The 25,292-nt window shown below is 48.2% G+C and carries 27 protein-coding genes; 21 read left to right on the forward strand and 6 right to left on the reverse strand.

The annotated features are described in order from the left end of the window. Window positions 1-119: 119 nt before the first annotated feature. Entirely contained in the window at window positions 120-1,091 is a 972-nt protein-coding gene (gene hemB, locus EE116_RS10255; protein ID WP_122874322.1) for a porphobilinogen synthase, read from the reverse strand. 61 nt (window positions 1,092-1,152) lie between these two features. On the opposite strand from hemB, the gene ribA reads away from it, so the two are divergent. The 7 genes from ribA to EE116_RS10290 all read left to right on the forward strand — a co-directional run bounded on the left by ribA (window position 1,153) and on the right by EE116_RS10290 (window position 5,079). Further along, window positions 1,153-1,725 carry a GTP cyclohydrolase II gene (gene ribA, locus EE116_RS10260; protein WP_122874323.1) on the forward strand — a complete coding sequence of 191 codons (573 nt, stop codon included), beginning with the start codon at window positions 1,153-1,155 and terminating at the stop codon, window positions 1,723-1,725. Beyond that, a complete protein-coding gene (gene rsmG, locus EE116_RS10265) occupies window positions 1,715-2,272 on the forward strand; it encodes a 16S rRNA (guanine(527)-N(7))-methyltransferase RsmG (RefSeq protein ID WP_122874324.1) in 558 nt (185 codons plus the stop codon). Before ribA ends, rsmG begins: the two co-directional genes overlap by 11 nt. Next, entirely contained in the window at window positions 2,262-2,486 is a 225-nt protein-coding gene (locus EE116_RS10270) for a PP0621 family protein (protein WP_122874325.1), read from the forward strand. The genes rsmG and EE116_RS10270 overlap by 11 nt, the downstream gene beginning before the upstream one ends. Continuing rightward, on the forward strand, window positions 2,483-2,860 hold the full coding sequence (locus tag EE116_RS10275; protein WP_122874326.1) for a hypothetical protein: 378 nt from the start codon (window positions 2,483-2,485) through the stop codon (window positions 2,858-2,860). The genes EE116_RS10270 and EE116_RS10275 overlap by 4 nt, the downstream gene beginning before the upstream one ends. Next, window positions 2,857-3,192, forward strand: coding sequence for a hypothetical protein (locus EE116_RS10280; protein WP_122874327.1), 336 nt, complete (start codon window positions 2,857-2,859; stop codon window positions 3,190-3,192). The genes EE116_RS10275 and EE116_RS10280 overlap by 4 nt, the downstream gene beginning before the upstream one ends. A gap of 23 nt (window positions 3,193-3,215) precedes the next feature. Further along, window positions 3,216-4,091 carry a zinc metalloprotease HtpX gene (htpX, locus tag EE116_RS10285; protein WP_122874328.1) on the forward strand — a complete coding sequence of 292 codons (876 nt, stop codon included), beginning with the start codon at window positions 3,216-3,218 and terminating at the stop codon, window positions 4,089-4,091. 151 nt (window positions 4,092-4,242) lie between these two features. Beyond that, entirely contained in the window at window positions 4,243-5,079 is an 837-nt protein-coding gene (locus EE116_RS10290; protein WP_122874329.1) for a TIGR01777 family oxidoreductase, read from the forward strand. A gap of 413 nt (window positions 5,080-5,492) precedes the next feature. Here EE116_RS10290 and EE116_RS10295 read toward each other — a convergent pair whose 3' ends face one another. From EE116_RS10295 to pgp2, 3 genes are read right to left on the reverse strand one after another with little or no spacing between them, the layout of a single operon-like run. Then, window positions 5,493-6,494 (reverse strand): alanine racemase, encoded by a 1,002-nt coding sequence (locus EE116_RS10295; RefSeq protein ID WP_122874330.1) that lies wholly within the window; start codon window positions 6,492-6,494, stop codon window positions 5,493-5,495. Further along, a complete protein-coding gene (gene cmeU / locus EE116_RS10300; RefSeq protein WP_122861840.1) occupies window positions 6,487-6,729 on the reverse strand; it encodes a CmeU family protein in 243 nt (80 codons plus the stop codon). The genes EE116_RS10295 and cmeU overlap by 8 nt, the downstream gene beginning before the upstream one ends. Next, window positions 6,730-7,665, reverse strand: coding sequence for a cell shape-determining L,D-carboxypeptidase Pgp2 (gene pgp2 / locus EE116_RS10305; RefSeq protein ID WP_122874331.1), 936 nt, complete (start codon window positions 7,663-7,665; stop codon window positions 6,730-6,732). It abuts the gene before it with no gap. A gap of 132 nt (window positions 7,666-7,797) precedes the next feature. Between pgp2 and EE116_RS10310 the strand changes: the two genes are divergently transcribed. The 13 genes from EE116_RS10310 to EE116_RS10370 all read left to right on the forward strand — a co-directional run bounded on the left by EE116_RS10310 (window position 7,798) and on the right by EE116_RS10370 (window position 19,388). Continuing rightward, complete coding sequence (locus EE116_RS10310) at window positions 7,798-8,277, forward strand: copper chaperone PCu(A)C (protein WP_122874332.1); 480 nt, start codon at window positions 7,798-7,800, stop codon at window positions 8,275-8,277. Continuing rightward, window positions 8,277-8,738, forward strand: coding sequence for a hypothetical protein (locus EE116_RS10315; protein ID WP_122874333.1), 462 nt, complete (start codon window positions 8,277-8,279; stop codon window positions 8,736-8,738). The genes EE116_RS10310 and EE116_RS10315 overlap by 1 nt, the downstream gene beginning before the upstream one ends. Window positions 8,739-8,766: 28 nt before the next feature. Then, on the forward strand, window positions 8,767-9,297 hold the full coding sequence (locus tag EE116_RS10320; RefSeq protein ID WP_122874334.1) for an SCO family protein: 531 nt from the start codon (window positions 8,767-8,769) through the stop codon (window positions 9,295-9,297). A 156-nt stretch (window positions 9,298-9,453) separates the two neighbouring features. Next, complete coding sequence (locus EE116_RS10325; protein ID WP_122874335.1) at window positions 9,454-10,533, forward strand: PQQ-binding-like beta-propeller repeat protein; 1,080 nt, start codon at window positions 9,454-9,456, stop codon at window positions 10,531-10,533. A gap of 15 nt (window positions 10,534-10,548) precedes the next feature. Then, window positions 10,549-13,143 carry a Sec-dependent nitrous-oxide reductase gene (nosZ, locus tag EE116_RS10330; RefSeq protein WP_122874336.1) on the forward strand — a complete coding sequence of 865 codons (2,595 nt, stop codon included), beginning with the start codon at window positions 10,549-10,551 and terminating at the stop codon, window positions 13,141-13,143. Between the two features lie 135 nt (window positions 13,144-13,278). Further along, a complete protein-coding gene (locus EE116_RS10335; RefSeq protein WP_122874337.1) occupies window positions 13,279-14,040 on the forward strand; it encodes a cytochrome C in 762 nt (253 codons plus the stop codon). Continuing rightward, entirely contained in the window at window positions 14,037-15,272 is a 1,236-nt protein-coding gene (locus tag EE116_RS10340) for a nitrous oxide reductase family maturation protein NosD (protein ID WP_122874338.1), read from the forward strand. The genes EE116_RS10335 and EE116_RS10340 overlap by 4 nt, the downstream gene beginning before the upstream one ends. Next, on the forward strand, window positions 15,269-15,949 hold the full coding sequence (locus EE116_RS10345; RefSeq protein ID WP_122874339.1) for a 4Fe-4S dicluster domain-containing protein: 681 nt from the start codon (window positions 15,269-15,271) through the stop codon (window positions 15,947-15,949). The genes EE116_RS10340 and EE116_RS10345 overlap by 4 nt, the downstream gene beginning before the upstream one ends. A gap of 2 nt (window positions 15,950-15,951) precedes the next feature. Next, a complete protein-coding gene (locus tag EE116_RS10350; RefSeq protein ID WP_122874340.1) occupies window positions 15,952-16,524 on the forward strand; it encodes a c-type cytochrome in 573 nt (190 codons plus the stop codon). A gap of 9 nt (window positions 16,525-16,533) precedes the next feature. After that, window positions 16,534-16,989: a c-type cytochrome gene (locus tag EE116_RS10355; protein ID WP_122874341.1), complete on the forward strand. Its 456-nt coding sequence runs from the start codon at window positions 16,534-16,536 to the stop codon at window positions 16,987-16,989. A 3-nt stretch (window positions 16,990-16,992) separates the two neighbouring features. Beyond that, window positions 16,993-17,898, forward strand: a complete 906-nt coding sequence (locus EE116_RS10360) for a NapH/MauN family ferredoxin-type protein (protein WP_122874342.1) — start codon at window positions 16,993-16,995, stop codon at window positions 17,896-17,898. Between the two features lie 10 nt (window positions 17,899-17,908). Further along, window positions 17,909-18,568, forward strand: a complete 660-nt coding sequence (locus EE116_RS10365; protein ID WP_122874343.1) for an ABC transporter ATP-binding protein — start codon at window positions 17,909-17,911, stop codon at window positions 18,566-18,568. Next, on the forward strand, window positions 18,561-19,388 hold the full coding sequence (locus EE116_RS10370) for an ABC transporter permease (RefSeq protein WP_122874344.1): 828 nt from the start codon (window positions 18,561-18,563) through the stop codon (window positions 19,386-19,388). The genes EE116_RS10365 and EE116_RS10370 overlap by 8 nt, the downstream gene beginning before the upstream one ends. 143 nt (window positions 19,389-19,531) lie before the next feature. Here the strand turns inward: EE116_RS10370 and EE116_RS10375 are convergent, their stop codons facing one another. Next, the gene (locus tag EE116_RS10375) at window positions 19,532-23,014 is read right to left on the reverse strand and encodes an acyl-[ACP]--phospholipid O-acyltransferase (protein ID WP_122874345.1); all 3,483 of its coding nucleotides are present in this window, start codon (window positions 23,012-23,014) and stop codon (window positions 19,532-19,534) included. Further along, on the reverse strand, window positions 23,011-23,661 hold the full coding sequence (locus tag EE116_RS10380; RefSeq protein WP_122874346.1) for a MerR family transcriptional regulator: 651 nt from the start codon (window positions 23,659-23,661) through the stop codon (window positions 23,011-23,013). The genes EE116_RS10375 and EE116_RS10380 overlap by 4 nt, the downstream gene beginning before the upstream one ends. A 130-nt stretch (window positions 23,662-23,791) precedes the next feature. Between EE116_RS10380 and EE116_RS10385 the strand changes: the two genes are divergently transcribed. Then, complete coding sequence (locus EE116_RS10385) at window positions 23,792-25,183, forward strand: amidohydrolase family protein (RefSeq protein ID WP_122874347.1); 1,392 nt, start codon at window positions 23,792-23,794, stop codon at window positions 25,181-25,183. Window positions 25,184-25,292: the final 109 nt, after the last annotated feature.

Here is a 25,292-nt window from a genome sequence, read left to right on the forward strand (position 1 = left end):
CGAAGTATCGTGAGATAGATTTGCTTGTTTTGAAGTAAATTTCGTCCCAAGATAAGGCACGTAGCCTATCGCAGGGCGAAATTTGCGAAATCAAGCAAAGATACTCGCGAGACAAGCCGCTATCCCCTTAAAATTTGAGCCGCTTCTTTAGCATGATAGCTGATTATCAGATCCGCCCCCGCTCTCTTAAATCCAACCAGCGTCTCCATCATCACGCGCTCGTAGTCGATGACGCCCGCTTTTGCCGCAGCTTTTAGCAGAGCGTATTCGCCGCTCACGTTATACGCGCAGATCGGCAGTCTCGTCGCCTCGCGCAGATCGCGGATGATATCTAGATACGCCAGAGCCGGCTTTACCATCAAGATATCGGCCCCCTGCGCCTCGTCTTCTAGGCTCTCGCTCACGGCTTCTAGGCGGTTTGCGCTATCCATCTGGTAGCTTTTTCTATCGCCGAAACTCGGCGCGCTTTCTGCGACGTCGCGAAACGGCCCGTAGTACGCCGAAGCAAATTTGGTCGAATACGCCATAATCGGCAAATTTTCGTATCCGCTCACATCCAGCGCCCCGCGCAAGGTAGCGATGATACCGTCCATCATACCGCTTGGAGCTATCATATCAGCGCCGTTTCTAGCGTGGATCAGCGCTTGTTTAGCCGAGATCTCCAGCGTCGCGTCGTTATCGACGGTCTGATGGACGTGATCCAGGATACCGCAGTGGCCGTGATCGGTGTATTCGCAAAAGCAAAGATCCGTTATCACGACTAGATCGGCAAATTTATCCTTTATCGCCCGAAGCGCGGTAGCTATGATACCTTCATCGCTCAAAGCGTCGCTGCCTACGCTATCTTTTAGGCTCGGGATTCCAAACAATATTACCGCTTTTATGCCTAAATTTCGCACGATTTCGCACTCTTTTAAAATTTCGTCCAAACTCATCTGAAAGACGCCCGGCATCGAGCTTATCTCTTTTTTAACGCCCTTGCCTTCGACGACAAAAAGCGGATAGATAAAATCGCTCGCCGCAACGCTAGTTTCGCGCACCATCTCCCTGATCGCGGGATTTATCCTAAGCCTTCTAAAACGTTTAAACATAATTTTCCTTTTACTTCGCTACAATTTACGCTTAGTGTAACATAATAGGAGTTAAAAATTTATGAATATCGAGCTTTCAAATACAGCAAATTTACCCTCTCGTTTCGGGATATTTGAGATACAGGCCTTTAAGGAGGGCGAGAAAGAACATTTAGCGATTTACAAAAAACCGTTCGGCGAGGTCGTAAACGTCCGCATCCACTCCGAGTGCCTAACGGGCGATGCGATCGGCAGCCTAAAGTGCGACTGCCGCGACCAGCTGGAAGCCAGCCTAAAATACATCGAGGAGCACGGCGGCATGGTGATCTATCTGCGCCAAGAGGGGCGAAATATCGGCCTACTAAACAAAGTAAACGCCTACCACCTGCAAGATGAGGGCCTGGACACCATCGAGGCAAACCACCAGCTGGGCTTTAAGGCCGACGAGCGCACGTACGAGATCGTGGATTTTATATTAAAACACTTCGGCATCGAAAAGATAAATTTGCTAACCAATAATCCGAAAAAACTGTCGGGGCTAAAGTGCGTGCAGATCGTCTCTCGCGTGCCTATCGTCATCCACGCGAACAAATTTAACGAAAACTACCTGCGCGTGAAAAAAGAGCAGATGGGGCATATGCTAGATGAAAATTGACCTGCCGAGGGACTTTGATGCGCAAACGGCGAAATTTAGCGAAATTTTGGCTAAATTTAACCGCGTGCACAGCCTTACCAACTACAAAAATTTAAACGAGCAGATCGCTGATAGCATAGCTCCGCTTGAAATTTTCCCGCAAATTTGGGGAGCCGAAACAGCGATTGACGTGGGCAGCGGAGCGGGCCTTCCCGCGATATTTCTCGCGATGATTTTAAAGGAGTGCGAGTGGCATCTCTTTGAGCCCAGCCCGAAAAAATCGGCGTTTCTAAGCTACGTCAAGGCCGAGCTAAATTTAACCAACGTGCGCGTAAAACCTTGCAAGATCGAGGACGGCGAGCCCTTCGCGGCGCAGCTAATCACTAGCCGCGCGCTAATGAAAACGAAAGATTTTCTAGGGATTTGCGACGGTTTTTTTGACGCGCAAACTCAAATTTTACTTTACAAAGGAAGCAGCGTGCAAAGCGAGCTAGAGGGGCTCAAAGCTCAAATTTGCGGGCGCGGCAACCGAAATTACGTACTTATAAAGGGCGGCGATGTTATTTAAAATTTTGGCTTTTTTAGCGGTTTTAATTGCGATTTATTTGATATTTTTTAAAACCCGCGTAAAAAGAGGCGTAAAAGGCAGCGCAAAAAAAGAGGACAAAGATGCCGAAAATTTCGTCGAATGCAAAAAGTGCGGCACCTTTATAGAAGCTAAAGACGCCGTAATAAGCGGCGGCGGGTATATATGCGAGGACTGCATAAAGGATAAAAAATGAAACTAATCGGCCACGAACTAGTGGCGTATGAGCCGCTGTTTTGGCGCGAGAATGCCCGGCAGATCGAAGCGGGCAAGCAAAATTTGTTTAAATTTGACGCAGCCGCGATAAAGCGCGCACAAGAGCTCGGCGCCCAGTTTTGCGTCGAAGCTGAAAATCTAAACGAAGCTATCATCGCAAACGCTGCCGGAGCGAAATTTATCGTCGTGCCCCGTGAGCTTGCCGGCAAAGCGGCAAAGCTGGCGCAGGATTATCTGTTTGACGCTCAAATTTGCGTCGTTATCGGAGGCGAAGACGAGCTAGCCGAGCTTAGCGAGACTGGCGCGGACGCCGCGATATTTAAAAACGCCGTAATAGGCAAGGATAAACGATGATAAAATTTCCGCCGTTATATCTAAAATTTTTAGAAAGTATCGATGGCGAGGAGTGCGTGGATGTTTTTAACGAGGCGGGAGCGGGTGCGTATCTATACGGGCGCGCGGCTCTAGCCGAGCGAAACGAAACGTACGAAGTGGCGCTTTACGAGCCAAATTTTTATATGATAGGTCAAGACGGCGACCTGGGATTTTTCATAAAATTAAACTCGGACGATACGATTTATCTAAACGATCTAGGCGCGCTGGGCTCGGCTCCGATGCGCATAGCGGAGCGAGATATTTTTGCCTTTATCAAAAAGATAAAAGAGGGCGGCGAGATATTTTCGTAAAATTTTACGAACAAAGGAAACAAATGGAACTTTTTAAAACCGCATTTTTGATGACCGTGCTGATGCTGCTTTTTGTAGCGGTCGGCGGCGCTATAGGCGGCACTAGCGGTATGATGGTCGCGTTTATAATAGCGCTTGGGATGAACTTCTTTTCGTATTTTTTCTCGGACACGCTCGTGCTCAAGCACTACCGAGCCGTGCCCGTGGACGAGGCGCACGCGACGGGACTTTATCAGATCGTGCGCGAGCTTTGCGCGAAGGCAAATTTGCCGATGCCAAAGATCTACATCATCCCCGAAGCCGTTCCAAACGCCTTCGCCACGGGTCGCAACCCGAGCCACGCCGCGGTAGCCGTGACTGAAGGACTGCTAAATATACTAAACAAAGACGAGATCGAGGGCGTGCTAGCTCACGAGCTAAGCCACGTGCGCCACTACGACATCCTAACGGGCTCTATCGCGGCGGTTTTTGCGGGAGCGATCGCGATACTGGCAAATTTCGCGCAGTTTGGCGCGGCAAACCGTCAAGGCAAGCAAAATCCGCTAATGTTAATCGCCATAGCCGTCATCATGCCGCTAGCCGCCACGATCATACGCATGGCGATCTCGCGGGCGCGGGAGTTTGAGGCCGACAGAGGCGCAGCGATGATAACGGGCAAGCCCCAGCACCTAGCAGGCGCCCTGCGAAAGCTCGAGGACTACGCGCGCGGACGCGTGATGGCAAACGCCGACGAACAAAGCGCGCATATGTTTATCATCAACCCTTTTAGCGGCGTAAAAAGCGCGCTGGGTTCGCTATTTCGCACGCACCCGAGCACCCAAGACCGTATCGCCGCGCTAGAAAATTTACGCTCGCAACTAGATGGCGAAAACGGCGTGAAAGAGTATTTTAGAAAGTAAATTTGACGGGCGAATTTAAACTTTCGTTTCGCCCATCAAATTTGAACAAAACAGCTTGACTCTTGGCGTTAAATTTAACGCCAAATTTAACCCTGCGCCGCGTCAAATTTGACAGCACGCGTCAAAATAAAATTTATCAAAAAGGCAAAATATGAAAATAGCCGTAAACGGCGCAAGCGGATTTATCGGCGGCGCACTCTGCCGCTTTTTTAGAGCCCAGGGGCACGAGGCCGTAGCTATACCAAGGGCCGCCTACGCCAACAAAGACGCGCTCAAAAACCTCGCTGGCGGCTGCGATGCGGTTATAAATTTAGCGGGTGCTTCTATCGCGGCCAGATGGAGCGAGACCTATAAAAAGCAGCTTCACGCAAGCAGGATAGAGACTACGCGCACGCTAGTAGGCGCTATAAACGAGCTAGAAAATCCGCCCTTTTTCATCAGCGCTTCGGCTGTGGGTATCTACGAAAACGGCCTTAGTCACGACGAGAGCTCGGTCAAATTTGACCGCGGATTTTTGGGCGAACTAGCATGCGAGTGGGAGAGCGAGGCCGCCAAAGCGCGGACGCAAACGGCGATATTTCGCCTAGGCGTGGTGCTGGGGCGAGGCGGTGCGCTGGCTAAGATGCTGCCGGCATTCAGGCTCGGTCTTGGCGGAAAGCTCGGTAGCGGAGAGCAGGCGTTTTGCTGGATTCACATCGCTGATTTGCTGGAAGCGTTTAAATTTACCCTACAAAACCGTCAAAGCGGCGTTTTTAATCTCGTTTCGCCACAACCTAGCACAAACGGCGAATTTACTCAAATTTTAGGCGAAGTTTTAGGTCGACCGACATTTTTTAAAGCGCCTAAATTTGCGTTAAATTTGATGTTTGGCGAGGGGTCTGTCGTACTGCTTGAAGGAGCAAAAGTCTATCCCAAAGCCTTGATAAAAAGCGGATTTAGCTTTAAATTTAGCGATCTAAAAACAGCGCTTGAGGATGTTTTGAAGTAAATTTAAATAATTTTGCCTGCCTAGCCAAATGCTCCGCTTCGGTTTTTGCAAAATGCGGCTCGCGCCAACCCAGTGTAAATTTGATCTAGCTACGAAAATTTAGCCGCATAGAGTCCCGTCCGATTTTATCGCAAATCCAAATTAAAAACGCCGGCGTAGAGGCATAAGAGCAAATACGATAACGCCCTAAAACATAAAATGCTTTGCCCGCTGATATGGCGGGCTATAAATCGGTAAACAAAATTTAGCAAACCTGACGCTTAGGCAAAATTCGGCGTAAATTTGAATCAGACGACAAATTTGCACTTTTGAAGATAGCAAACTAAGCTCATAAATTTGGAGAGTTAACTTTGATCGGTAGTTCTGCGCGCAGGGTTTGCTACCTGCGCGCTCAAGCGTACTTGCGAGAAGTTTTACTCAAACCGCCTCGAGATGCTAGGCGAGAGCTTGGTCAAGACGTCATAACTAATCGTGCCGAAAAAATCTGCCCAAACGCTAGCGTCGTCAAATACGCAAATTTTATCGCCCGCGTCTTCGCAGCAAAAGCTATCCATCGACATTTTGCCAAGCAACTGCTGTCCGCCGGCAGTCTTTAGCTCGCCCTCGCCCGCATAGCGCAGCAGTCCATCGCCGTAGCCTAGGTCGTAAACGGCGATTTGCATATCCTCGCTCGCGCAAAATTTAGCGCCGTAGCCCGCGCATTGCCCCTTTTTTAGCACTCTGCCGCTAACCTTATGCGCCCAGAGCGACGCCACGCGCTTTAGCCCCAAACTATCGTCAAACTGCGCGTAGCCGTAGGCGGCGATGCCCACGCGCACGTACTCGTCCGCTAGCTCGCCGAAGCGCTCGGTCGCAGCGGAGTTATGCGAGTGAAAGACCAAACCCTCGCCGCAAATTTCGCGCACTAAGGCTTTTGCCGCGGCGAAATTTCGCCTCTGCACGAAATAATCGCTACTAAGCTCTTCGGCGCTTCTAAAGTGCGTAAATGCGCCGCAAATTTGCAGTCCGTGCGCCAAGGCCGACTCGCATGCCGCGCGCACTTCGCCCACCGAGACGCCGTTTCGGTGCATGAGCGTATCGACGGCGATATGCACGCGTGCGCCTTTTTTAAATTTAGCAATCAGCGAAATGTCGTTTACCGCGTAGATAAATCGCTCGCTTTCGCCGCCCGTAGGGATGTGCGAAAGGATGAGAATATGCTCAAAAAAGGGTTCTAGCTCGCGCGCCTCGACTTCGTTTTTGACCGCGCAAAATTTGATGCCGTAGCTTGCCGCCTCGCGCCCCACAAGCGCCGCTCCGTGCCCGTAGGCATTGTCTTTTAGCACCAAAATCACGCGATCTTTGCCGCCGGCTTTGGCGCAAATTTTGGTTAGATTATGTATGTAGGCAGATCTGTTTAAAACGAGTTCAGACATTGAATTTTACACCAAACGCCTCATAAACGTTAGGAAGCAACTTCCTAATACTATAGTCATAAGAGTAAAATTTAGCGTAAAGCGCCTTTAGATCGGCCTCTTTGACCGCTGCGAAGTCAAACACGTCAGTGCCCGCAACCTTTGGCACCTGGCGGTCTAGCTCGGCGAAAAACTCGCCCCTAGCCTTTAAAATTTCCTCGATCTGATTTTTTACTATTTCTTTTTTTTCTTGCATTTACTTCTCCGTTAAGATTTTAAATTTATCTTTATCTAGCCGTACGTAGAGCTCTTTTTGCCCCTTAAATTCGTGACTGGGCGCAGTATAATCCTCGTCAAAAACCACTCTAAAAAGATTTTGCCCTTTGACGTTTGGATACGGCGTCACGCTAAAATTTGAAGCTTTTATGCTCTTTTTTTCGTTTAGCGCGAAAATTCTTTTTTTATTTTCGGCAAATTTAGCCCTCGTTAGCGCGTTTTTGCCGTCTATTTTTACAAATTCGTCCGCATAAAAGCCGAGGTAAATTTTAGTTTCGTTATCTCGCCATGCCTGTAGCCACTCGTGCAGATGTGCCAGTACGCGCGCGACGTCGTCTTTGCTAGCGTCTACCTTCTGGCTTTCGCTGATTATCACGACGCCCTCGCTGCCGATCAGTTGGCCGAATTTCACCAGCGCATCGTTGTTAAACGCCACGCAGCCGCGCGTTTTTACTTCGTCCTCGCGCTTGCCTTTCATCGGCAGTCCGTGTATCCAGATACCTCCGCCCGTTTTTTGTGCGGCCTTATCGTGGGCGTTTGGGTACGATAGCGACATCGCAAGCGGCCCGTAAAAAGGATCGGGCGGCGTAAATTTATCCGTGACGTCGTAAACTCCGACCGGCGTTTTTAGGTCACCTTCTTTAAATTTATCCCCGCTTTTGCCTGTTATCACGCTTTGCGAAAAAATTTGCTCCAGCGCGCCGCCTGAGTACTCGAAGCTTTGCAGGGTTTTTTGCGCTTTATTTACTACGATAATTTTGGTCTTAGCCTCGTAGTAGCCGTATCTGACGTCGGCTGCGCCTAGCTTTTCCAGCCAGTATTTAGCGCCTGTCAAATTTGCGTCCGCTAAAGCCTCGGCGACTAAAATTTGAGAAAAAAAAGCAGAAAAAAAAAGTAAGCCGAGTAGTTTTTTCAAAATTTTCCTAACGTTGCGTAATTTCGTAATAAAGGATCGAATTATATTACATTTTCTCTTAAAAATTTTAAAAAGCTTTTATTTTGTGTTACAATAGCGAATATCAAAATTCCACGTAAAAGGACGCAAAAAATGAAAAGCAAATTTTTAGCTTTATCGCTAGTAGTCGCCTCTTTGGGCTTTGCAAATGCCGCAGATATCGAGATCGTTGATATCTACGCTAAAGCTACGCCTCCTGGCGCCAAAAATACGGCTCTATTTTTCGATATCAAAAACAACACCGATAAACCGGTAAAACTAGTCGGCGCTAGCTCTCCCGCAGCCGCTACAGGCGAGATACACACGCATAAAGAAGTAGACGGCATGAAAAAAATGATACAAATAGAAAACATCGAAGTACCTGCGATGGGCGAGGCGAATTTAAAACCGGGCGGTCTGCACGTAATGTTGATGAACATTAAAGCTCCGATCAAAGAGGGCGATAAACTAGATGCTACGCTAGAGTTTGACAACGGACAAAAACTTGAGCTAAAAGACATCGTCGCAAAGTCGGTCGTAGCTAAAAAAGACGGCGAACACGGACACGATCACGGCGGACATCACAAGCATTAATGAAAAAATTTCTCATAATTTTAGTCCTTTTGCTCGGCGCTTTGGGTACTTCGGCGTACCTGTTTTTTAAACCGCAAGTGCAAGAGGACTTTTTGAGCGCAGAGGACGTGGGGGCAAATTTAACCCCGCTTCCCTGCGATATGAACACAGAGCACTCCTGCGGCGTAGAGTTTCGCGGCAAGACGGTCAAATTTAGCCTCTCGCCAAAGCCCGTTTACACGATGCAACCCACGATCGTGCGCATCGAGGGGCTAGAAGGGTTTAAAGACCCGAGCCTTGAGATCCACGGCGTAAATATGGATATGGGCATAATAAAGGCCGAAGTCGAAAAGCGCGATAACGCCTACGTCTCAAACGTCGTGCTAAGCGCATGCCTGATAAACATCATGAGATACCGTTTCGAGGTGCTGGAAAATGGCAAAAGAAGCGGGCTTTATATAGACTTCGACTTGCATCAATAGACGCAAAATTTACTTAAAAGGGCGGATGATGAAAAAGCTTATTATCGCAGTTATACTGATTTTAACGGTTCTTGGCGCAGGTTATCTCGCACTCTACTCAAACAAATACGCTCTTACCGGCCAAGGCGCAAACGGCGCGGTGAGTCTAAAGAGCTTTGAGGGCAAAAATAAGATTATCTACTTTGGCTACACCACCTGCCCAGACGTCTGCCCTGCGACTCTAGGTATCCTTTCGGGCGTTTTAAACGAGCTTAAACGAGACGATATCGTCGTGATTTTCGTCACTCTCGATCCGGAGCGCGACGAGGCTAAAAACGTCGACGAGTATGCGAAGTATTTTTATCCGAATTCTTACGGCATAGTGTTAGACGATCTGCCTAAGGTTGCAAAAAGCTACGGCGTGAAGTATCAAAAGGTGTTGCTCGAAAAATCCGCTATAGAGTACTCCGTCGCTCATAGCTCCTCGCTATACATACTAGACAAAAACGATAAATTTGTCGCCGAGATCTCCAATCTAACGGCGCAAAATATCAAGAAAACGCTAGAAAATCTGAAATAATAACAGCTTTATTATTTCGTAAATTTAGGTGTTACGTTATAACACAAAGATATTTTTTTATACTCAATTATTACCGATATTGATTTAAATCAATTCACTTTAAGCCTTCCGGTTGTATAGTTTCATTAATAGAAAATTTAAATTTGAAAGACATTTATGAAAATTATAGCGCTCGTATGCGCTCTATTTGTTTTATCCTTCGCAAGCAACGTTAGCGATGTGGCTAACCTCGACGTAAAAAGCTGCGCCTGTAGCGAGCAAAACAAAACACTAGCCGTCTACGATGCCAAAAATTCGCTAAAAATACTTAATCAAAAAGACTTAAAACCCATAAGCAAATTTGACGTTAAAACGGACGAGATAACCTCTCTAGCCTTTGACGGCGCAAATTTATATGCAGGATTTGCGAGCGGCGAGATAGCTAAATTTAGCGATGATTTTAGCTCTTTTGCCGGCATGCTAAATCTTTCAAATTTAAGCCTTGATGCGCAGATAACGCACCTTCACATCGCAAACGGCAAAATTTACGCGGTCGCTGGCAAAAACGCCTTTATCTCCTACGATCTTGCGTCAAAAAAGCTGACGCGCGCAAATCTTGACGGCGCATACCGTATCGCGACCTGTAAAATTTTAAACGGCGCCGCGCTGATAACTAGCTGGGGTAGATCGGTTTTTACTGTAAATTTAAGCACTATGCAGGCAAAAAATCTAGGCAAGTTAAAATCCGTAGCTTTGAGTGCGGCGGAGATAAACTCGGGCGTGATTTTCGGGCTTGCTAGCGGCGAGATAGCGAGCCTCAAATTTGACGCATACGAAAATTTGACGAACGAAAATTTAGCAAGCAAGCAGCCTAGCGCGGCAAATTTGACCGCCGAAGCAAATTTAACTCAAACAAGCGACAAAGAAAACGCAAGCGTAAATTTAACCGCCGTCAAAAACGCACAAAACAAAGCGGATCTAATTTTGACTAGCGGTAAAGCAAACGCAAATTTGACGGACGCAGAAATTCAAATTTACAAAATCTCAAATTCGCGCGTTAAAAGCCTACTGGTCGTGCAGGATAAAGTTTATATCGGGCTTGGAAACGGCGAAATTTTACGAAGCGACGCGGAGTTTAAACAGATAGAAAAAATAGGCAAAAACTCTGACGCCGTGATAAAAATTTTTAACGACGAAGATAGCGTCATAGCCGTTAGCATAAACGGCGAGATCCAAATTTACAAGAAAAAATCTTAGGAAAGGAGATTTTCAATGAACAAACTACTTAGTTGCGGTATCGTTGCGGCTGCGGGCCTGGCGTTTGTCGTTAGTAGCGCGTGTGCGGCAGATAGCGATTTGCAAGCTATCATGAAAGCGCGCGGGCTAACGGAAAAAGACATCCTAGCGGCCGCTAAAACATATCAGCCAAGCGGTAAAAAAGACGACTACATCGTATTTTCCTCAGGAGGCCAAAGCGGACAGGTGATGGTTTACGGCGTGCCTTCGATGAGGATTTACAAGTATATCGGCGTCTTTACGCCCGAGCCTTGGCAGGGATACGGCTACGACGAGGAGTCTAAAGCCATCCTAAAAAGCGGCGCCATCAGAGGCAAACAAATCACGTGGGGCGACACTCACCACCCTGCTCTAACCGAGAAAAACGGCGAATACGTCGGCGATTATCTTTTCATCAATGACAAAGCCAATCCTCGCATCGCGGTTATAAATTTGCACGATTTCGAAACTACTCAAATCGTCGTTAATCCAATCGTAAAAAGCGAACACGGCGGCAGCTTCATCACTCCAAATAGCGAATACGTCATCGAAGCGGCGCAGTACGCGGCTCCGCTAGATAACGGCTACCACTCGATAGACGAGTACGAAAGCGCATACCGCGGCGCGGTAACGTTTTGGAAATTCGACTATCCAAAAGGCAAGATAGACGAGAAAGCCTCCTTCTCGCTCGAGCTTCCTCCGTACTGGCAGGACCTAAGCGACGCCGGTAAGGGCGAGAGCTTCGGCTGGGCGTTTACAAACTCGATAAACTCCGAGATGTATACGGGCGGTATCGAAAAGGGCTTGCCTCCGTTTGAAGCGGGCGCGAGCAGAAACGACACTGACTATTTGCACGTTTATAACTGGCAAATTTTAGAAAAGCTAGCTCAGGATAAGAAAAACTACATGGAGATAAACGGCCATAGAGTAGTTACGATAGACGCTGCGGTTAAAGCCGGCGCGCTATTTTTGATCCCGGAGCCAAAGAGCCCACACGGCGTAGACGTCACTCCTGACGGCCGCTATATCGTCATCGGCGGCAAGCTAGATACTCACGCGACGGTTTATGATTTTAAAAAGATTAAAAACCTAATCGACAAAAAAGAGTTTGCCGGCACCGATCCGTACGGCATCCCTGTGCTTGATATGGCAAAGAGCTTGCAAGGACAAGTCGAACTTGGCCTTGGACCTCTGCATAACTCTTTTGACGAGAAAGACGGCATCATCTATACCTCTCTTTACGTCGATAGCCAGATCGTAAAATGGGACTATAAAAATCTAAAAGTCCTAGATAGGATCAACGTCCACTACAACATCGGACACCTTGATACTATGGAGGGAAAATCGTCAAAACCTAAGGGAAAATACGCTATCGCTCTTGATAAACTTTCGATCGATCGCTTTAACCCGGTAGGTCCTCTTCACCCGCAAAACCACCAGCTTATCGACATCACGGGTGCTAAGATGGAGCTTTTATACGATATGCCGATACCTCTTGGCGAGCCTCACGACGTAGTTTCTATTGCGGCTAGCAAGCTAAAACCGGCTACTACCTATACGATGGGAACAAACTCTCGCACGGGCAAAGAAAGTCCGTTCGTAACTCTTGCAGGACAGGAGAGGATCGAGCGTAACGGCAAAAACGTAACCGTCTACGCCACGATGATCAGAAGCCACATCAACCCTGAGCACATCGAAGTAAATAAAGGCGACAACGTAACTATCCACCTAACGAACCTAGAGCGTGCCCAGGACGAGACGCACGGCTTTACAGTGGATCTTTACAACATCCACGCCTCTTTAGAGCCGGGTAAAACAGCGACCGTAAATTTCGTAGCGGACGAAGAGGGCGTGTTCCCTTACTACTGCACCGAATTTTGCTCTGCGCTGCACCTTGAGATGATGGGTTACTTGCTCGTTAAAGATCCGAACAAAAAATACGAATCCGCCAAAGCAAGCAAGCTAAAAACCCTAAGCCCGGAAGCTCTAAAAGCCGAATACGATAAAGTAATCGCTACGAATAAAGCTACCGACGAGGTTATCCAAAGCGTCGTTACGTATCTAAAAGAGAAGCATTACGAAAAATATCCTAAGGTAAAAGAACTAGTTACGGACGCGCTGGATCAGTACGGCAAAATCCCTGAAGTAAAAGCAAAAGCCGACGAAGCCTATAAAAAAGGCGACGTAAACGGCGCGATACTATGGGAGTACCAAGTATGGCAGTATATGGTTAAAACCGCGGACGTCGGCCTAAGAGCCAAAAACAATCTCGCTAAAGAGATCGCCACACCTATGAGCCCGGCTGCCGCCAAAGGCGAGGAAGCCTATCTAAAAGGCGGTTGTAACGGCTGCCACGTCATCGGTCAGGTTAGCTCGGGTCCAGATCTAACCGGCGTTCTTTTGCGTCACGAAAACGGCGAGAAATGGGTGTTTGACTTTATCAAAGATCCAGCTAAATTTTACGGCGACGAGTATATCAAGTCTATGATCGATTACTTTAACCTAAGAATGCCTAATCAGCACATGAGCGATCAAGAGATCAAAGATATCATCGAATACCTAAAATGGATCGACGAAAACGCAGGAATGTAATCAAAATTTGATTCGGGCTTAGCGGTCCGAATCAGTACGCTAAATTTGAGGCTCGGCGCGCGTAACCCGAGCCTCCCACGTTAAATTTAAAAAGCGTTTTGCGAAAAATTTTTTAAATTTAATAAAGGAGAAACGATGAAGAAGTATCAAATTTACACTATTATCGCGTTAGTCTTGATGACCGTTTGTTTTACGATCCCGGTGCTGGGCTTTTTTGGAGCCAAGGCTAAGATCGCCGCGGGCGAGCCGCTTGCCGGGTATTCGTATAAAATTTACGACCTTTACACCTCGTTTCAGTACAAAAATCACTTGATGCCAGACGACGTAAAAGCCAGCCTGCAAAAAGCGATCGAGCAAAAAGCCGAGATCGGCACGCCGTCTTTTCCTATCTGGTACGTCGCGCTTGAAGCGCCAAACTACCCAAAAGACGCCTTTCCAAACGGCATTCCCGTTTATTTTCACGTTGACGGATACAGCGGCGACGTGCACGAGATGAACACCATAAACCACTACATCGGCATGTATCCGATGGAGCACGGCGGCAACGTCGAGCGTGCGATTGCGCCTTATTATCTGCTTATTTCCACGCTTTGCATGCTAGCATTTTTATACTACGACGGTAAATTTAACTCCCTGCTCATGGTGCTTCCGACCATCGCTCCGCTGCTTTTTATGGGCGCGTTTGCGGGCTGGCTATACTGGTACGGGCACAATATGCAAGAGTGGGGCGCGTTTAAGATAAAACCGTTTATGCCGACAGTGCTTGGCGACGGCAAGGTCGCGCAGTTTACTACGCACTCGTATCCTAGCATAGGATTTTGGGTGATGATGGCTATGAGCGCGCTTTGTATCCTAGCCGTATTTTCAAAGAAAAAAGAGCTCAAAGACGCGAAATGAAATTTAAGCTTTTGCTCTTTTGTGCGCTAAATTTGACGGCCTTCGCCAGTCCGCTACAAGACGCTATAAACGCCGCCGAACCGGGCGACATCTTGCGCCTAAACGACGGACTTTACGAGGGAAATATCATAATCGATAAACCGCTCTCAATCATAGGCAAGGGCGACGGCGCCGTGATACGAGGCGACCGCAAATCAAGCGTGATAAAAGTAACGGCAAAAAACGTCAAGCTCATAAATTTAAACATCGAAGGCAGCGGCACGAGCCAGATGGAGCTAGACGCGGGCGTCAGCTGCTCTAAGGGCAATAATATTTTAGTCGAGAAAAACCGCTTTAAAGACGTGCTTTTCGGTATCGAGCTATCAGAGTGCAACCAAGCCGTCATCAGAGATAACAACATCACCTCAAAAGAGGGCTTTGACGTGCCTAGACGCGGAGACGCCGTGCGCGCGTGGTATTCGCACGAAAATTTGATCGAGCGAAACTACGTCTATAACAGCCGCGACATCGTGGCGTGGTTTTCCAGCAACAATATAATCCGCAAGAACTACGGGCAAAACAACCGCTACGCCGTGCATACGATGTACTCTGCGGGTAACCTCATCGAGGATAACGAATTTAGCGGCGGCGCGGTGGGGATGTATTTTATGTTTTCAACAAATTCTCTCGTGCGCCGAAACGTGATAATCAACTCAAACGGAGCGTTTGGCGTGGGTATCGCGCTAAAAGACGCCTCGGGATTTAACATCAGAGAAAATACCTTTTTATATAACTCGCGCGGCATCTACTCGGACCGCTCGCCGCTAAATCCGGGCACCGTAAATACCCTCGAAAACAATCAAATTTTATACAACGTCATCGGGCTGCAAATGCACGCGACGCAGGAAAAAAGCGTGTTTAAGGGCAATGATTTTATCGGCAACATGGAAACGGCTATCAACGACACTCCGGGCTCAAAGATCGAGCTAAACGAGTGGAGCGGTAATTATTTCGACGAATACGAGGGCTTAGACGTCAATAGAGACGGTATCGGCGATACGCCATACTTGCACTTTGTTTACGCCGATAAGCTTTGGCAATACTATCCGACTCTGCGCTTTTTCTACGGCTCCACCGTGATTAGCGGGCTAAATTTTCTAGCTAAGCTTGCTCCCTTTTCCGAGCCGCTTAAGCTTTTAGAGGACGGCTCTCCTAAAATGCGCCCAAATAACGCTCAAAAGGCAACGCTATGAATAGACGAAATTTTATCGCCCTAACGGCAGGCGCGGCGGCCGCAGGCTACAGCATCGGATATTTTTTACCCAAAACGCGCGCGGACGAGCTTTTTTTACGGCCTCCCGGAGCTGTTAAAAATTTCGAATCGCTCTGCATAAAATGCGGTCAGTGCGTGCAGGTCTGTCCGTATCACAGTATCGAGCTACTAGATATCGCGCAGGGCTACTCAAACGGCACGTCCTACATAAACCCGCACGAGCGAGGTTGCTATCTGTGCGACCTTTTCCCTTGTGTTTTGGCCTGTCCTAGCGGCGCGCTAGATCACGCCACGACGCAGATCAGCGACGTAAAGATGGGCGTGGGCGTGCTACGAGGACGCGAAGCCTGTCTAGCGTACAAAAACGAAAACGTAAATTTAAGCAGCGTTACGAAAATGCTTGAGCGTAAAATTTACAACGACCGCGAGCAAGCCGTAAAAGACGCCGTCCAAAATAGCGTGGATAAGCCCTGCGATCTGTGCATTAGCCTCTGTCCCGTCGGAGACGCCGCCATATCGATGGCTAAAAGCGACGGGCGAAATTTGCCCGAATTTAAACAAGGCTGCGTCGGATGCGGAGTGTGCACCGAGGTTTGCCCGGCGCAGATCATAGATATAGCGCCAAACCGCAGCTATGACGAAATTTACAAAGGATAAAAATGAGAAATAAAATTTTAGGCTGTCTCGTCGCCCTCGCCGCCGCCATGCTGATAACTGGCTGCGAGAGCAAGGATGATAAAAAACCGGCGACGCAATCGGCAAAAACACAAGCGACGCCCGCCGCCGCAGGCATGATAGAGACGCAAAAAGCAGACGCTAACACAACCGCGCAAAAAGACTACGACCAGTTTATGACCTACGATATAAACGGCAAAAAGAGAGTCAAATTTGGTCTAGACGACGAGGAGAGCGAGACTAGCCGCTCGGTAGGCGCTCTAGCGATGGTGCGAAGCCCGCTGCAAAGCATAAATTTAAAACTCATCAAGGGGCGCCTTAGCAAGGACTTTATCGTAAAATGCTCCGCCTGCCACGACGACTACGCTAACGGCATCATCGGCCCGTCGCTGCTAAATAAAACCTCGGATCAAATTTACGACATGATCGCCGCGTATAAGAGCAAGCAAAAGGCAAATCCTTTGATGAAAGATCTGGTGCGCGGCATGGACGAGACGCAGATAAGGGCGCTAGCTAATGAAATCAGCGAATTTAACGAGCAATTTAGAAAAAAATAGGAGGCTAAAATGGGAAAGAAAATAGCGATAATCTTTGGAGCTTTGGTACTTGCGCTCATGGTTTTTATGCTGACTAGCCAGCCGTCGGCACCCATAAAGGACGCTAGCAGGCCCGAGCTAAAGCCGGCGCAGCAAACAAAGCCGAAAGTCGTAAACGAAGAGCTAAATTTGCAAGATAGCGAAGAGATTAAAAAGATAAAACAGCTACAAAACAGCGTCGCAAATCAGCCTAGCGAGGGCGTTAGCAAGCGATACCTAACCTCCTGCGCGCCTTGCCACGGAGCAAACGGCAAGGGCGTGATGGCGCCTAGCATCGCAGGCAAAAGCAAGGACGAAATCCTAGCTTCGCTAAAAAACTACAAAGAGGGCAAGGTGCCAAATAGCCTGATGAAGGGGCTTCTCACAAATGTTTCAGACGAGGATTTAGGCGCGTTAGCTGATGAAATTTCAAAATTTAAAGAGTAGCGGATGGATAAATATAGCACGCGTTGCACGGTCGCCAAAGTCCCGTTTCTAAGCACGCTCACGGTAAAAAACGCCGAGGGCAAAAAGCGCCTTAGCATCCGCGCTTGGCGGCTCATGACGATTGCGCTCGTGCATATTTTGTTCGTGCTTTCTTACCGCGCGGATATTCAAATTTTAGAAGGCGATATCAGCGGATCAAGGATCTTAGGCTTTCATTTGACCGACGCTTTTATGAGCTTTCAGGTATTTGCCGCGACGCACGAGTTTCCGACAAATTTGATCATCGGCACGGCTACGATTTTGCTTTTTTACGCGCTCGTGGGCGGGCGGGCGTTTTGCGGCTGGATTTGCCCTTATACTTTTTTGGGCGAGATCGGCGAGAAAATCCACGAAAATTTAGCCGCCAAAAAGATAATCAAACGCCGAAATTTCGACCCGAAATGGCGCTACGTCTTTACCGCCCTTTTTATCGCGATGAGTTTTGCCAGCGCGCAGCTCGTGTTTGAGATTTTTAGCGTGACGGGTATTGTGTCTAGGTTCGTCATTTACGGCTATTTTCACGCGATTTGGTTTGCGGTTTTCGTGCTTTTAGTCGAGATTTTCTACTCCCGCAGAGGCTGGTGCCGCTACGTCTGCCCTATCGGCGCGACGTACTCGCTGCTAACCCGCACTAACGCCGTTAAAGTTAGCTGGAACAAAGATCGCTGCGACCACTGTTTGGTCTGCATCGATACCTGTCTCGTGCCGCACGTGCTAGAGATCACGAAGAAAAACGCCAAAACGGGCGAGGATGAAAATAAAAAAGAATTTCGTCTCGTGGGCGGCGACTGCACGCTTTGCGGGCGCTGTATCGACGTGTGCCACCACGACGCGCTGAAATTCGACAACGGCTTTAAAAAGCTCATCTAAAAGGATAAATTTGATAATCTTAAAAGACATCACCAAGGCTTTTGGCTCGCAAAAGATACTGCAAAACGTAAATTTAAACATAAAAAAGGGGCAAAAAACGGTCGTGCTCGGGCAAAACGGCGCCGGCAAAAGCTCGCTGATGCGCATAATCCTGGGCGAATTTAAGCCAAACAGCGGCGAGGTGCGAGTAAACGGCTTTGACCCATTTACCGCGCGCAAAGAAGCCCTTAGCGTGATATCTTTCGTTCCGCAAACGCCGCCGCCGCTTAAATTTAACCTAAAAGAGCTTTGCGAGTTCGTCTGCAAAAGCTCGGGCGTCGCGCAGGAAAACATAGAGAAATTTTGCGAGAAAATGGAGCTTGATCTAAAAGGAAATTTTCACAAGCCCTTTTACAAACTCTCAGGCGGTATGAAGCAAAAAATGCTAATCGCAATCGCCTTTGCTAAAAACACCGAAGCTATGATGTTTGACGAGCCCACGGCAAATTTAGACCCGAAAGCCAGGCGAAATTTTATGGATTTACTAGGCGAGTTCGCAAGCGAAAAGACTCTGGTTTTCATCTCGCACAGGCTTGATGAGGTTCAGAGTATGTCAAACCGCTACGTCGAGATGGACCTGGGGCAGATCATAAAAGACGAGCCGATCACACAAGGAGACGACCGTGAATAACCTCCTACTCATCGCCAAACTAGACGTCGCCGAGTCGCTACGCTCGCGCTGGTTTCTCATCTACATGCTAGTTTTTATGGGGCTTATCGTTACTTTTATCTTTAGCGGCGTGACGGACTCGCGGGTGCTCGGATTTAGCGGACTTACGCGGCTTTTGCTGCTTTTTATCCAAATTTGCATCATCATCGTGCCCATTTTTATCCTCATCTCGACCGTACGCAGCATCAGCGCAGACCGCGATACGAATTTGCTCGAATACATGCTTAGCTTTCCCGTTAGCCTGGGCGAATATTATTTCGGTAAGGCTTTGGGGCGTATTTTCGTTATTTTCGTGCCGCTTTTGCTCTCTTTTGCCATTGCGGTGATTGCTGGGCTAGTTAAAAAAATCGAAATCCCGTGGAATATCCTAACCCTCTACACCGCCCTACTTTTCGCGCTTAGCTTCGTGTTTTTGTCGTTTGGATTTCTCATCTCCTCGGTGATCAAAAATCAAGAAATGGGTCAAGGCGTCGCGTTTTTACTCTGGCTTATCTTGCTGGCGTTTTTGGATCTCGCGCTGATCGGCTTTTTGATGAAAACTAACGTACGCGAGGATATCATCTTTTTTATCGCGCTCATTAACCCGATCGAGGTTTTTAGGATCGCGGCGATTAGCCTATTTGATCCAAATTTGGCCGTTATCGGCGTGGCGTCAAATTTCGTGCTAAACAACTTTAGCGCGTTTGGATTTGTGATTTACTCGATTTTTTATCCGCTGATTTTAGGCGCGATTATGCTTGTCGGGGGGTATTTTATCTTTAGCAGCAGGGATTTGGTGTAAATTTGACTCGCTTACGGAGTCAAATTTACATCGCTTCGCTAGCTTTGGCAGGCTTAAATTTAACTCGTAAATTTAAGCCCGTTTCGTCAAATTTGCAAATTTACGAGCGTCAAATTTCGCCGCCCTAAATTTACCGCTCAAATTTAAGCTTCCTCCGCCTCGCCTAAATTTCCCTCGCCAGCAACCAGCTGGGCCGCTAGTTTTTTACTTGATTTAAAGTCAACTTTGCCCGTTCCTAGCACAGGTACGGCCTCGACTTTAAAAATCTTTGAAGGCTGCATGATGGACGGTATCGCAGAAGCTCTGATGCGCGCGGCCACGTCCTCCTCGCCTATCTCGCCGCTAAATAGCATAACGACCTGCTCGCCCTTTTTCTCGTCGGCGACGTTGGTGCACACAAAGGTCGCCTCATCGCCCAGCACGGCTGAAATTTGAGCCTCTACCGCGCCTAGGCTTATCATCTCGCCGCCGATTTTAGCAAAGCGAGAGAGCCTATCGGTGATCGTTAGGAAACCCGCCTCGTCCAAAAAGCCGATGTCGCCGCTGTTATAGTAGCGCACACCGTCTAGCTCGACGATCGCCTCTTTCGTGCGCTCCTCGTCCTCGTAGTAGCCCTTCATCACCTGATGGCCGCCAATTAGGATGAGGCCGGCTTGCCCGTTTTCTAGCTTTGCTAGGCTTGTAGGATCGCAGATTCTTATTATCGTGCCGGCCGTCGGTAACCCCACGCTGCCCTCTTTTGAGAAAATGAGCTCTTTAAAAAACTCGGGCTCTAGCACGTTTGCGGTATTTACGCTGACAACTGGCGAGGTCTCGGTCGTGCCGTAGCCTTCGTAAATTTCGACACCGAATTTCATCTTAAACTCGCGCTTAACGGCCGCGTTTAGCTTCTCCGCGCCGGCAATCGCGTAGCGGATCGTAGAAAACATCAGCGGATTTAGCTTTTTGTTTTTGGTATAGAGCCTAAAAAACGTCGACGTGCCAAACATTATCGTCGCGTGGTATTTAGCAACCATCTTACCCACGGCAAAGGCGTCCGTGGGATCAGGCACGTGAGCGGAGGCGATACCCTCGCTAAGCGGGAAAAAGGTCGCCGCAGTAAGCCCGAACGAGTGAAATATCGGTAGCGACGCTAAGATAACGTCGTTGCCGTCCGTATTTACAATCTCTGAAATTTGCTTGATGTTAGCCATTATGTTTTTATGCGTTAGCACGATGCCCTTTGGCGTGCCTTCGCTGCCGCTGCTAAAGAGTATCGTAGCATCGTCGTCGATGCGAACGTCGCGAAAATAAATAAGCTCAAGCAGCCAGCGCGGCATCAAAATCGCCTTTATCATCGCGCAAATTTTATCAGCCTTGCTTATGCCTTGCGCGACGTCTTCAAGATAGACGAGTCTGCCTTTTAGAGATTCTTCCAGCTCAAAGCCGCGAGCCTTTAGCTTGGCGATAAACTGGCGCGACGTGATTATGCTTCTTAACCCAGCCTTGTCCGCGCAGCCGATCAAATTTTGCTCGCTAAGCGTGTAGTTTAGATTTACGCTTACCTTGCCTCTGATAAATAGCATCAAATTTATAATGCTGCCCATCACCGAGGAAGGCAGTATCACGCCGACGTTTCGCTCTTTTAAAAACGAGAATTTAAATTTAGACAAAAACACAAGCACCGTCGCGATAACCTTGAGATTGTTTAGATCAGCGCCCGTGCTATCTACCATCGAGCGTTTAAACAGATTTGCTTTAGCGTGTTTTAGCCAGCTAAACTGCATAGGCTCTAGAGTTTTTAGATACTCCGCCCAGCTAAAAAACGACAGCTCGACGACCTTTTCGCGCACCTGCGGGGCTTTGGTCTCAGGTGCCAAAGGCGCGCCGAAGCTCACCCTGATAGCGCGCTTGCCGTCTATTTTGCGGCTGATTCTTTGGTAGTATTTTTGAGCGCGCGAGAAGCTCGAACCCCAAAGGCCGCGCAGATAAAATGGCACGATGACGGAGTTCGTATCGCTTGCGGCTATCTCGTAACCGTGCGCAAACTCGTCTATCTGGCCGTTATAACTGATATGCCCTTCCGGAAACAGCGCCACCACGTCGCCCGCGTCTAGGCACTCGCGGATCTTTTCTAGCGCGCTTTTGCTAGCGCCCGCGCCTATCGGGATCACGTCAAATAAATTTAATAGCCATTTTAGGTACCAAATTTCATAAAAGCTCTTATGCATCGCAAATCTGATCGGGCGCGGAGAGGCCATCTGCAGCACCGCCCAGTCTATCCAGCTCATGTGGTTGCCAAGCAGCAGTACGCCGCCTTTTTGCGGGATATTCTCGACGCCGTCGACGTTGATCGTGTAACCGATCCTAAAAAACGGCATGATAAGCAAACGCGCAAAAAGATGCGGCAGGTACTTTATCGCTACCAGCGCGCAGATAAGCACGCCAAAAGAAGTAATGACGAAAATTTCGGGCGTACTAACGGCAAATATACTAAACGCCATCGCAAGCAGCAAAAACGCCGCCATAAAGATGTTTTGGATAAAGTTACTGCCCGCTAGCGTGCGGCCCATCTGCTCTTCGGACGTGAAAAACTGGATATTTGCGTTTAGCGGCACGATGAAAATGCCGCCGCTAAAACCGAACAAAAAGGATGCCAGCGTCATAAACGCAGCACTTGAGCCCTGCGCGAACATAAGTAGCGAAGCAAAAAGCCCAAGCGCCCCAAAAGGCACAATGCCCATCTCGATGTGATTTTTCGAGTAGCTGCCCGCTAGCGCCGAGCCCGCGACCAGACCTATGGTGCTAACGGCTAAAATCGCCTGCACGATCATGACGTTGTTATCCGCGCTCATAGCCTTGTAGTGAGCGGGGAAAACGGCGATAACCAGCTGCGCTACCGCCCAGAAAACCGAAAGCCCCAGCGTACATAAAAAGGCGTTTTTGTTGTTAAAGATGTGCCTAGTGTTTTCTTTTAGGTAGCCTAGTTTAAAGTACTTTTTCGCGTCAAATTTAAGCCCGGCGTCAGTCGCCTCGAAAAATGGAATCTTAAACGTAAAAATAGTCTCGGCTACCGAGCAAACAAAAAGTATCGCGCCTATAAACCAGACTGATTTTATCATCTCTCCAGCGTCCGTGCTCGCTACGGCGTAGCTCTCAAAAATCGCCGAAAAGACAAACGACCCAAGCAAAATCGCCACGATAGTAAAGGCCTGCACGATACCGTTTGCAGCGCCAAGCTTTTCTGCGCCCGTGATTTTTTTAATCAGGCCGTATTTAGCCGGGCTATACACCGCGCTTTGCACCGCTAGCAGCAGCGTCGTGCCAAACGCCACGTAAAACCAGCCGCAAAGGTAGCTTATAGTGATAAAAAGCGTGAGTAAAATTTCGCTCGCCGCCGCGTATCTCGTGATGCGGGTGCGCGAAAATTTATCGTTTAAAAAGCCCGAAACGCTAAAAAGCATGATGTATGGAAGCAAGATCAGTAAATTTACGAGCGAGGTCAGGATGATCTGTAAATTTTCATCCTCGATGCTCTTAAAAAGTATGTTTTGGATCGTGATCTTGTGGCCAAGATCGACGACCGCGTTGATAAACATAACGACCAAAAAGGGCAAAAAGCCCCTAACCGAAAAAACGCCTTTCATTTGTTCTCCTTTTTGTAGGCATCGAAGGTGTGAAAATTTAAGATATATGGTTTTAGGATCAAGATATTGTCGAAAACGAGCTTTAAAGCCGCGTTTTTGTCCTTTGCTTTCGCGTAAATTTCGCGTGCGCATTCGGCTTCGATTTTTGCCGTTTGCTTGGCTAAATTTATATAGGTCTGTAAAATTTCCCGCCCGCGCTCGCTATTTTGGGTCTCTAGCACGATTTGCAGGATCTCGACCTCCTTTTCGGTTAGCTTGCCGCCTCGCATAAAGATAAATCCCTCCTTGATAAACTTATCTAGCTCGGCCTGGCTGATACCCAGCCTATCGCACGCCTGCTCGGCGCTTAGCGTCTGGGCGAAATTTGACCCCATAAAGGTATCGAGCGAATCAAAAAGCGCCTCGTAGCAACGCTTAAAGCTAAAGCCCTTTTGCTGCGTGAGCGCCTTTACCTCCTTTAGGCTTAGGTGGAAGTTGCTTTGGACGTATTTGATGAAATTTAGCATCAAAAGCGTATCCTCGCCGTACTGATGGACGTTATCTTTTACCTTCACGGGCTCGGGCAAAAGCCCCTCTTTGACGTAAAAGAGTATCGTTGATTTGGGCGTTTGCGATAGTTCGCAAAGCTCGCTCATCTTGTAGCTCATCTCTTTCCTTTCGTTAAATTTGACGAAATCTTACGCAAATTTAGCTTAGAAAATCATAAAGCGTAAAGCGCCACTTGACACTTTTTAAAATTTAGGCTATGATTTCGCCAAATTTTAAAAAGGAGAAACGATGTTTCGAGATGGTTTTTATAGCGCAGGCGAGGGTTTGGGAGCTTTTGGTTTTGGTGTAAATTTGAGAGGCGGAAAAACGGCGGCAAACTCGGCCCGAACAAACGCCGCAAGCTTTGGCTTAGTAGCTCGCAAAACGGAGGCAAATTTAACTCGCGCGAATTTAACCGAGCAAAACGCGCGGGTAAATTTAAGCTCAAATCTAAGAGCAAGCGAGACGACCGCGTCAGAAACGCTCGGGTTTTACCAAAACGCGGCGGATCAAATTTACGCCAAAGATAAATTTGCCGAAACGAGCGTAAATTTAACCGCAAACGAAGCAAATTCGAGCGGGTTTTCGCGGGGTAAATTTAACGAAATCGCCGTGCGGGAGAGCGAACTTAGCGGCTTGCAAAACGCAAATTTAATGCAGATAAAAACCGTCGATATCCACTCGCATTTGCTTAGCGCGGACGTGAAATTCGACCGATTTTACGACAAACTAGCGCTTGCGTTTTTTGCCAAAAAATTCGACATAAACAGGAGCGAGCTTATAAAAAACGGTTTTGAAGGCTACAAAAGCAACTTCGCGCGGCTGATTAAAAGCTCAAATTTCGTCCAAAAGTCCGTGGTTTTCGGCGTCGATGCGAAATTTGACGAGAGCGGAAATCTCGTACACAAGGACAAAACCGTCTGCGCCACAAACGAGGATGTTTTTGCCTTTTACGAGCAAAATCCAAACGAGGTCGTGCCGTTTTTTAGCGTAAATCCAAACCGCAAAGACGCGCTAAATTTGATCGAAAAGTACCACAAAATGGGCTTTAAGGGCGGCAAGCTGCTGCACTCGTACTGGGAGACGGATCTAAACGACAAGCGATATGAGCCCTATTTTAGGCTACTTAGCGAGCTTGGGCTGCCGCTAGTGATCCACGTGGGCGACGAAAACTCGCTGGCGTCAAACAAGGCGCTTGAGAGCATCGAGCAGCTAAAATCCCCGCTAAATCTTGGTTGCCGTATCGTCTGCGCTCACATGGGCGCCTCAAGCGACGGCGCTTTCACGGCGCTTTCTAGGGACCCGGAAAAATTCGGCGCAAATTACTTCACGCTACTTGGCTGGCTGCGCGGATTTGACGGGCTTTACGCCGACGTTTCGGCGCTGCTTTGCATAAACAAGGCCCGCATCCTGCCGCACCTCAAAACCCAAACGCAAATCCACGACAAAATCCTTTTTGGCACCGATTTTCCCGTGCCTTTTAGCGTGATTTTAAGCAGCTACGACCTGCCGTTTCGCGAGCGCCTGGCGCTAAATCGCATCCAAAATCCACTCGATCGCTACGTGCGCGCGATGAGTTTGTATTTTGGCGAGGATTCGCCGATTTTTAGCAACTATAAAAAGATTTTGGGGGAAATTTGAGCTTGGATTTGGGTGCAAATTTAATAGTGGGCATGCAAATTTGAGCGCGGCGGGTAAAATTTGCACGTATTTTTGACAGCATAGCTTAAATTTCAAATTTTAAGTGCAT

It is taken from the genome of Campylobacter showae, assembly GCF_900573985.1.
Taxonomy (GTDB): domain Bacteria; phylum Campylobacterota; class Campylobacteria; order Campylobacterales; family Campylobacteraceae; genus Campylobacter_A; species Campylobacter_A showae_E.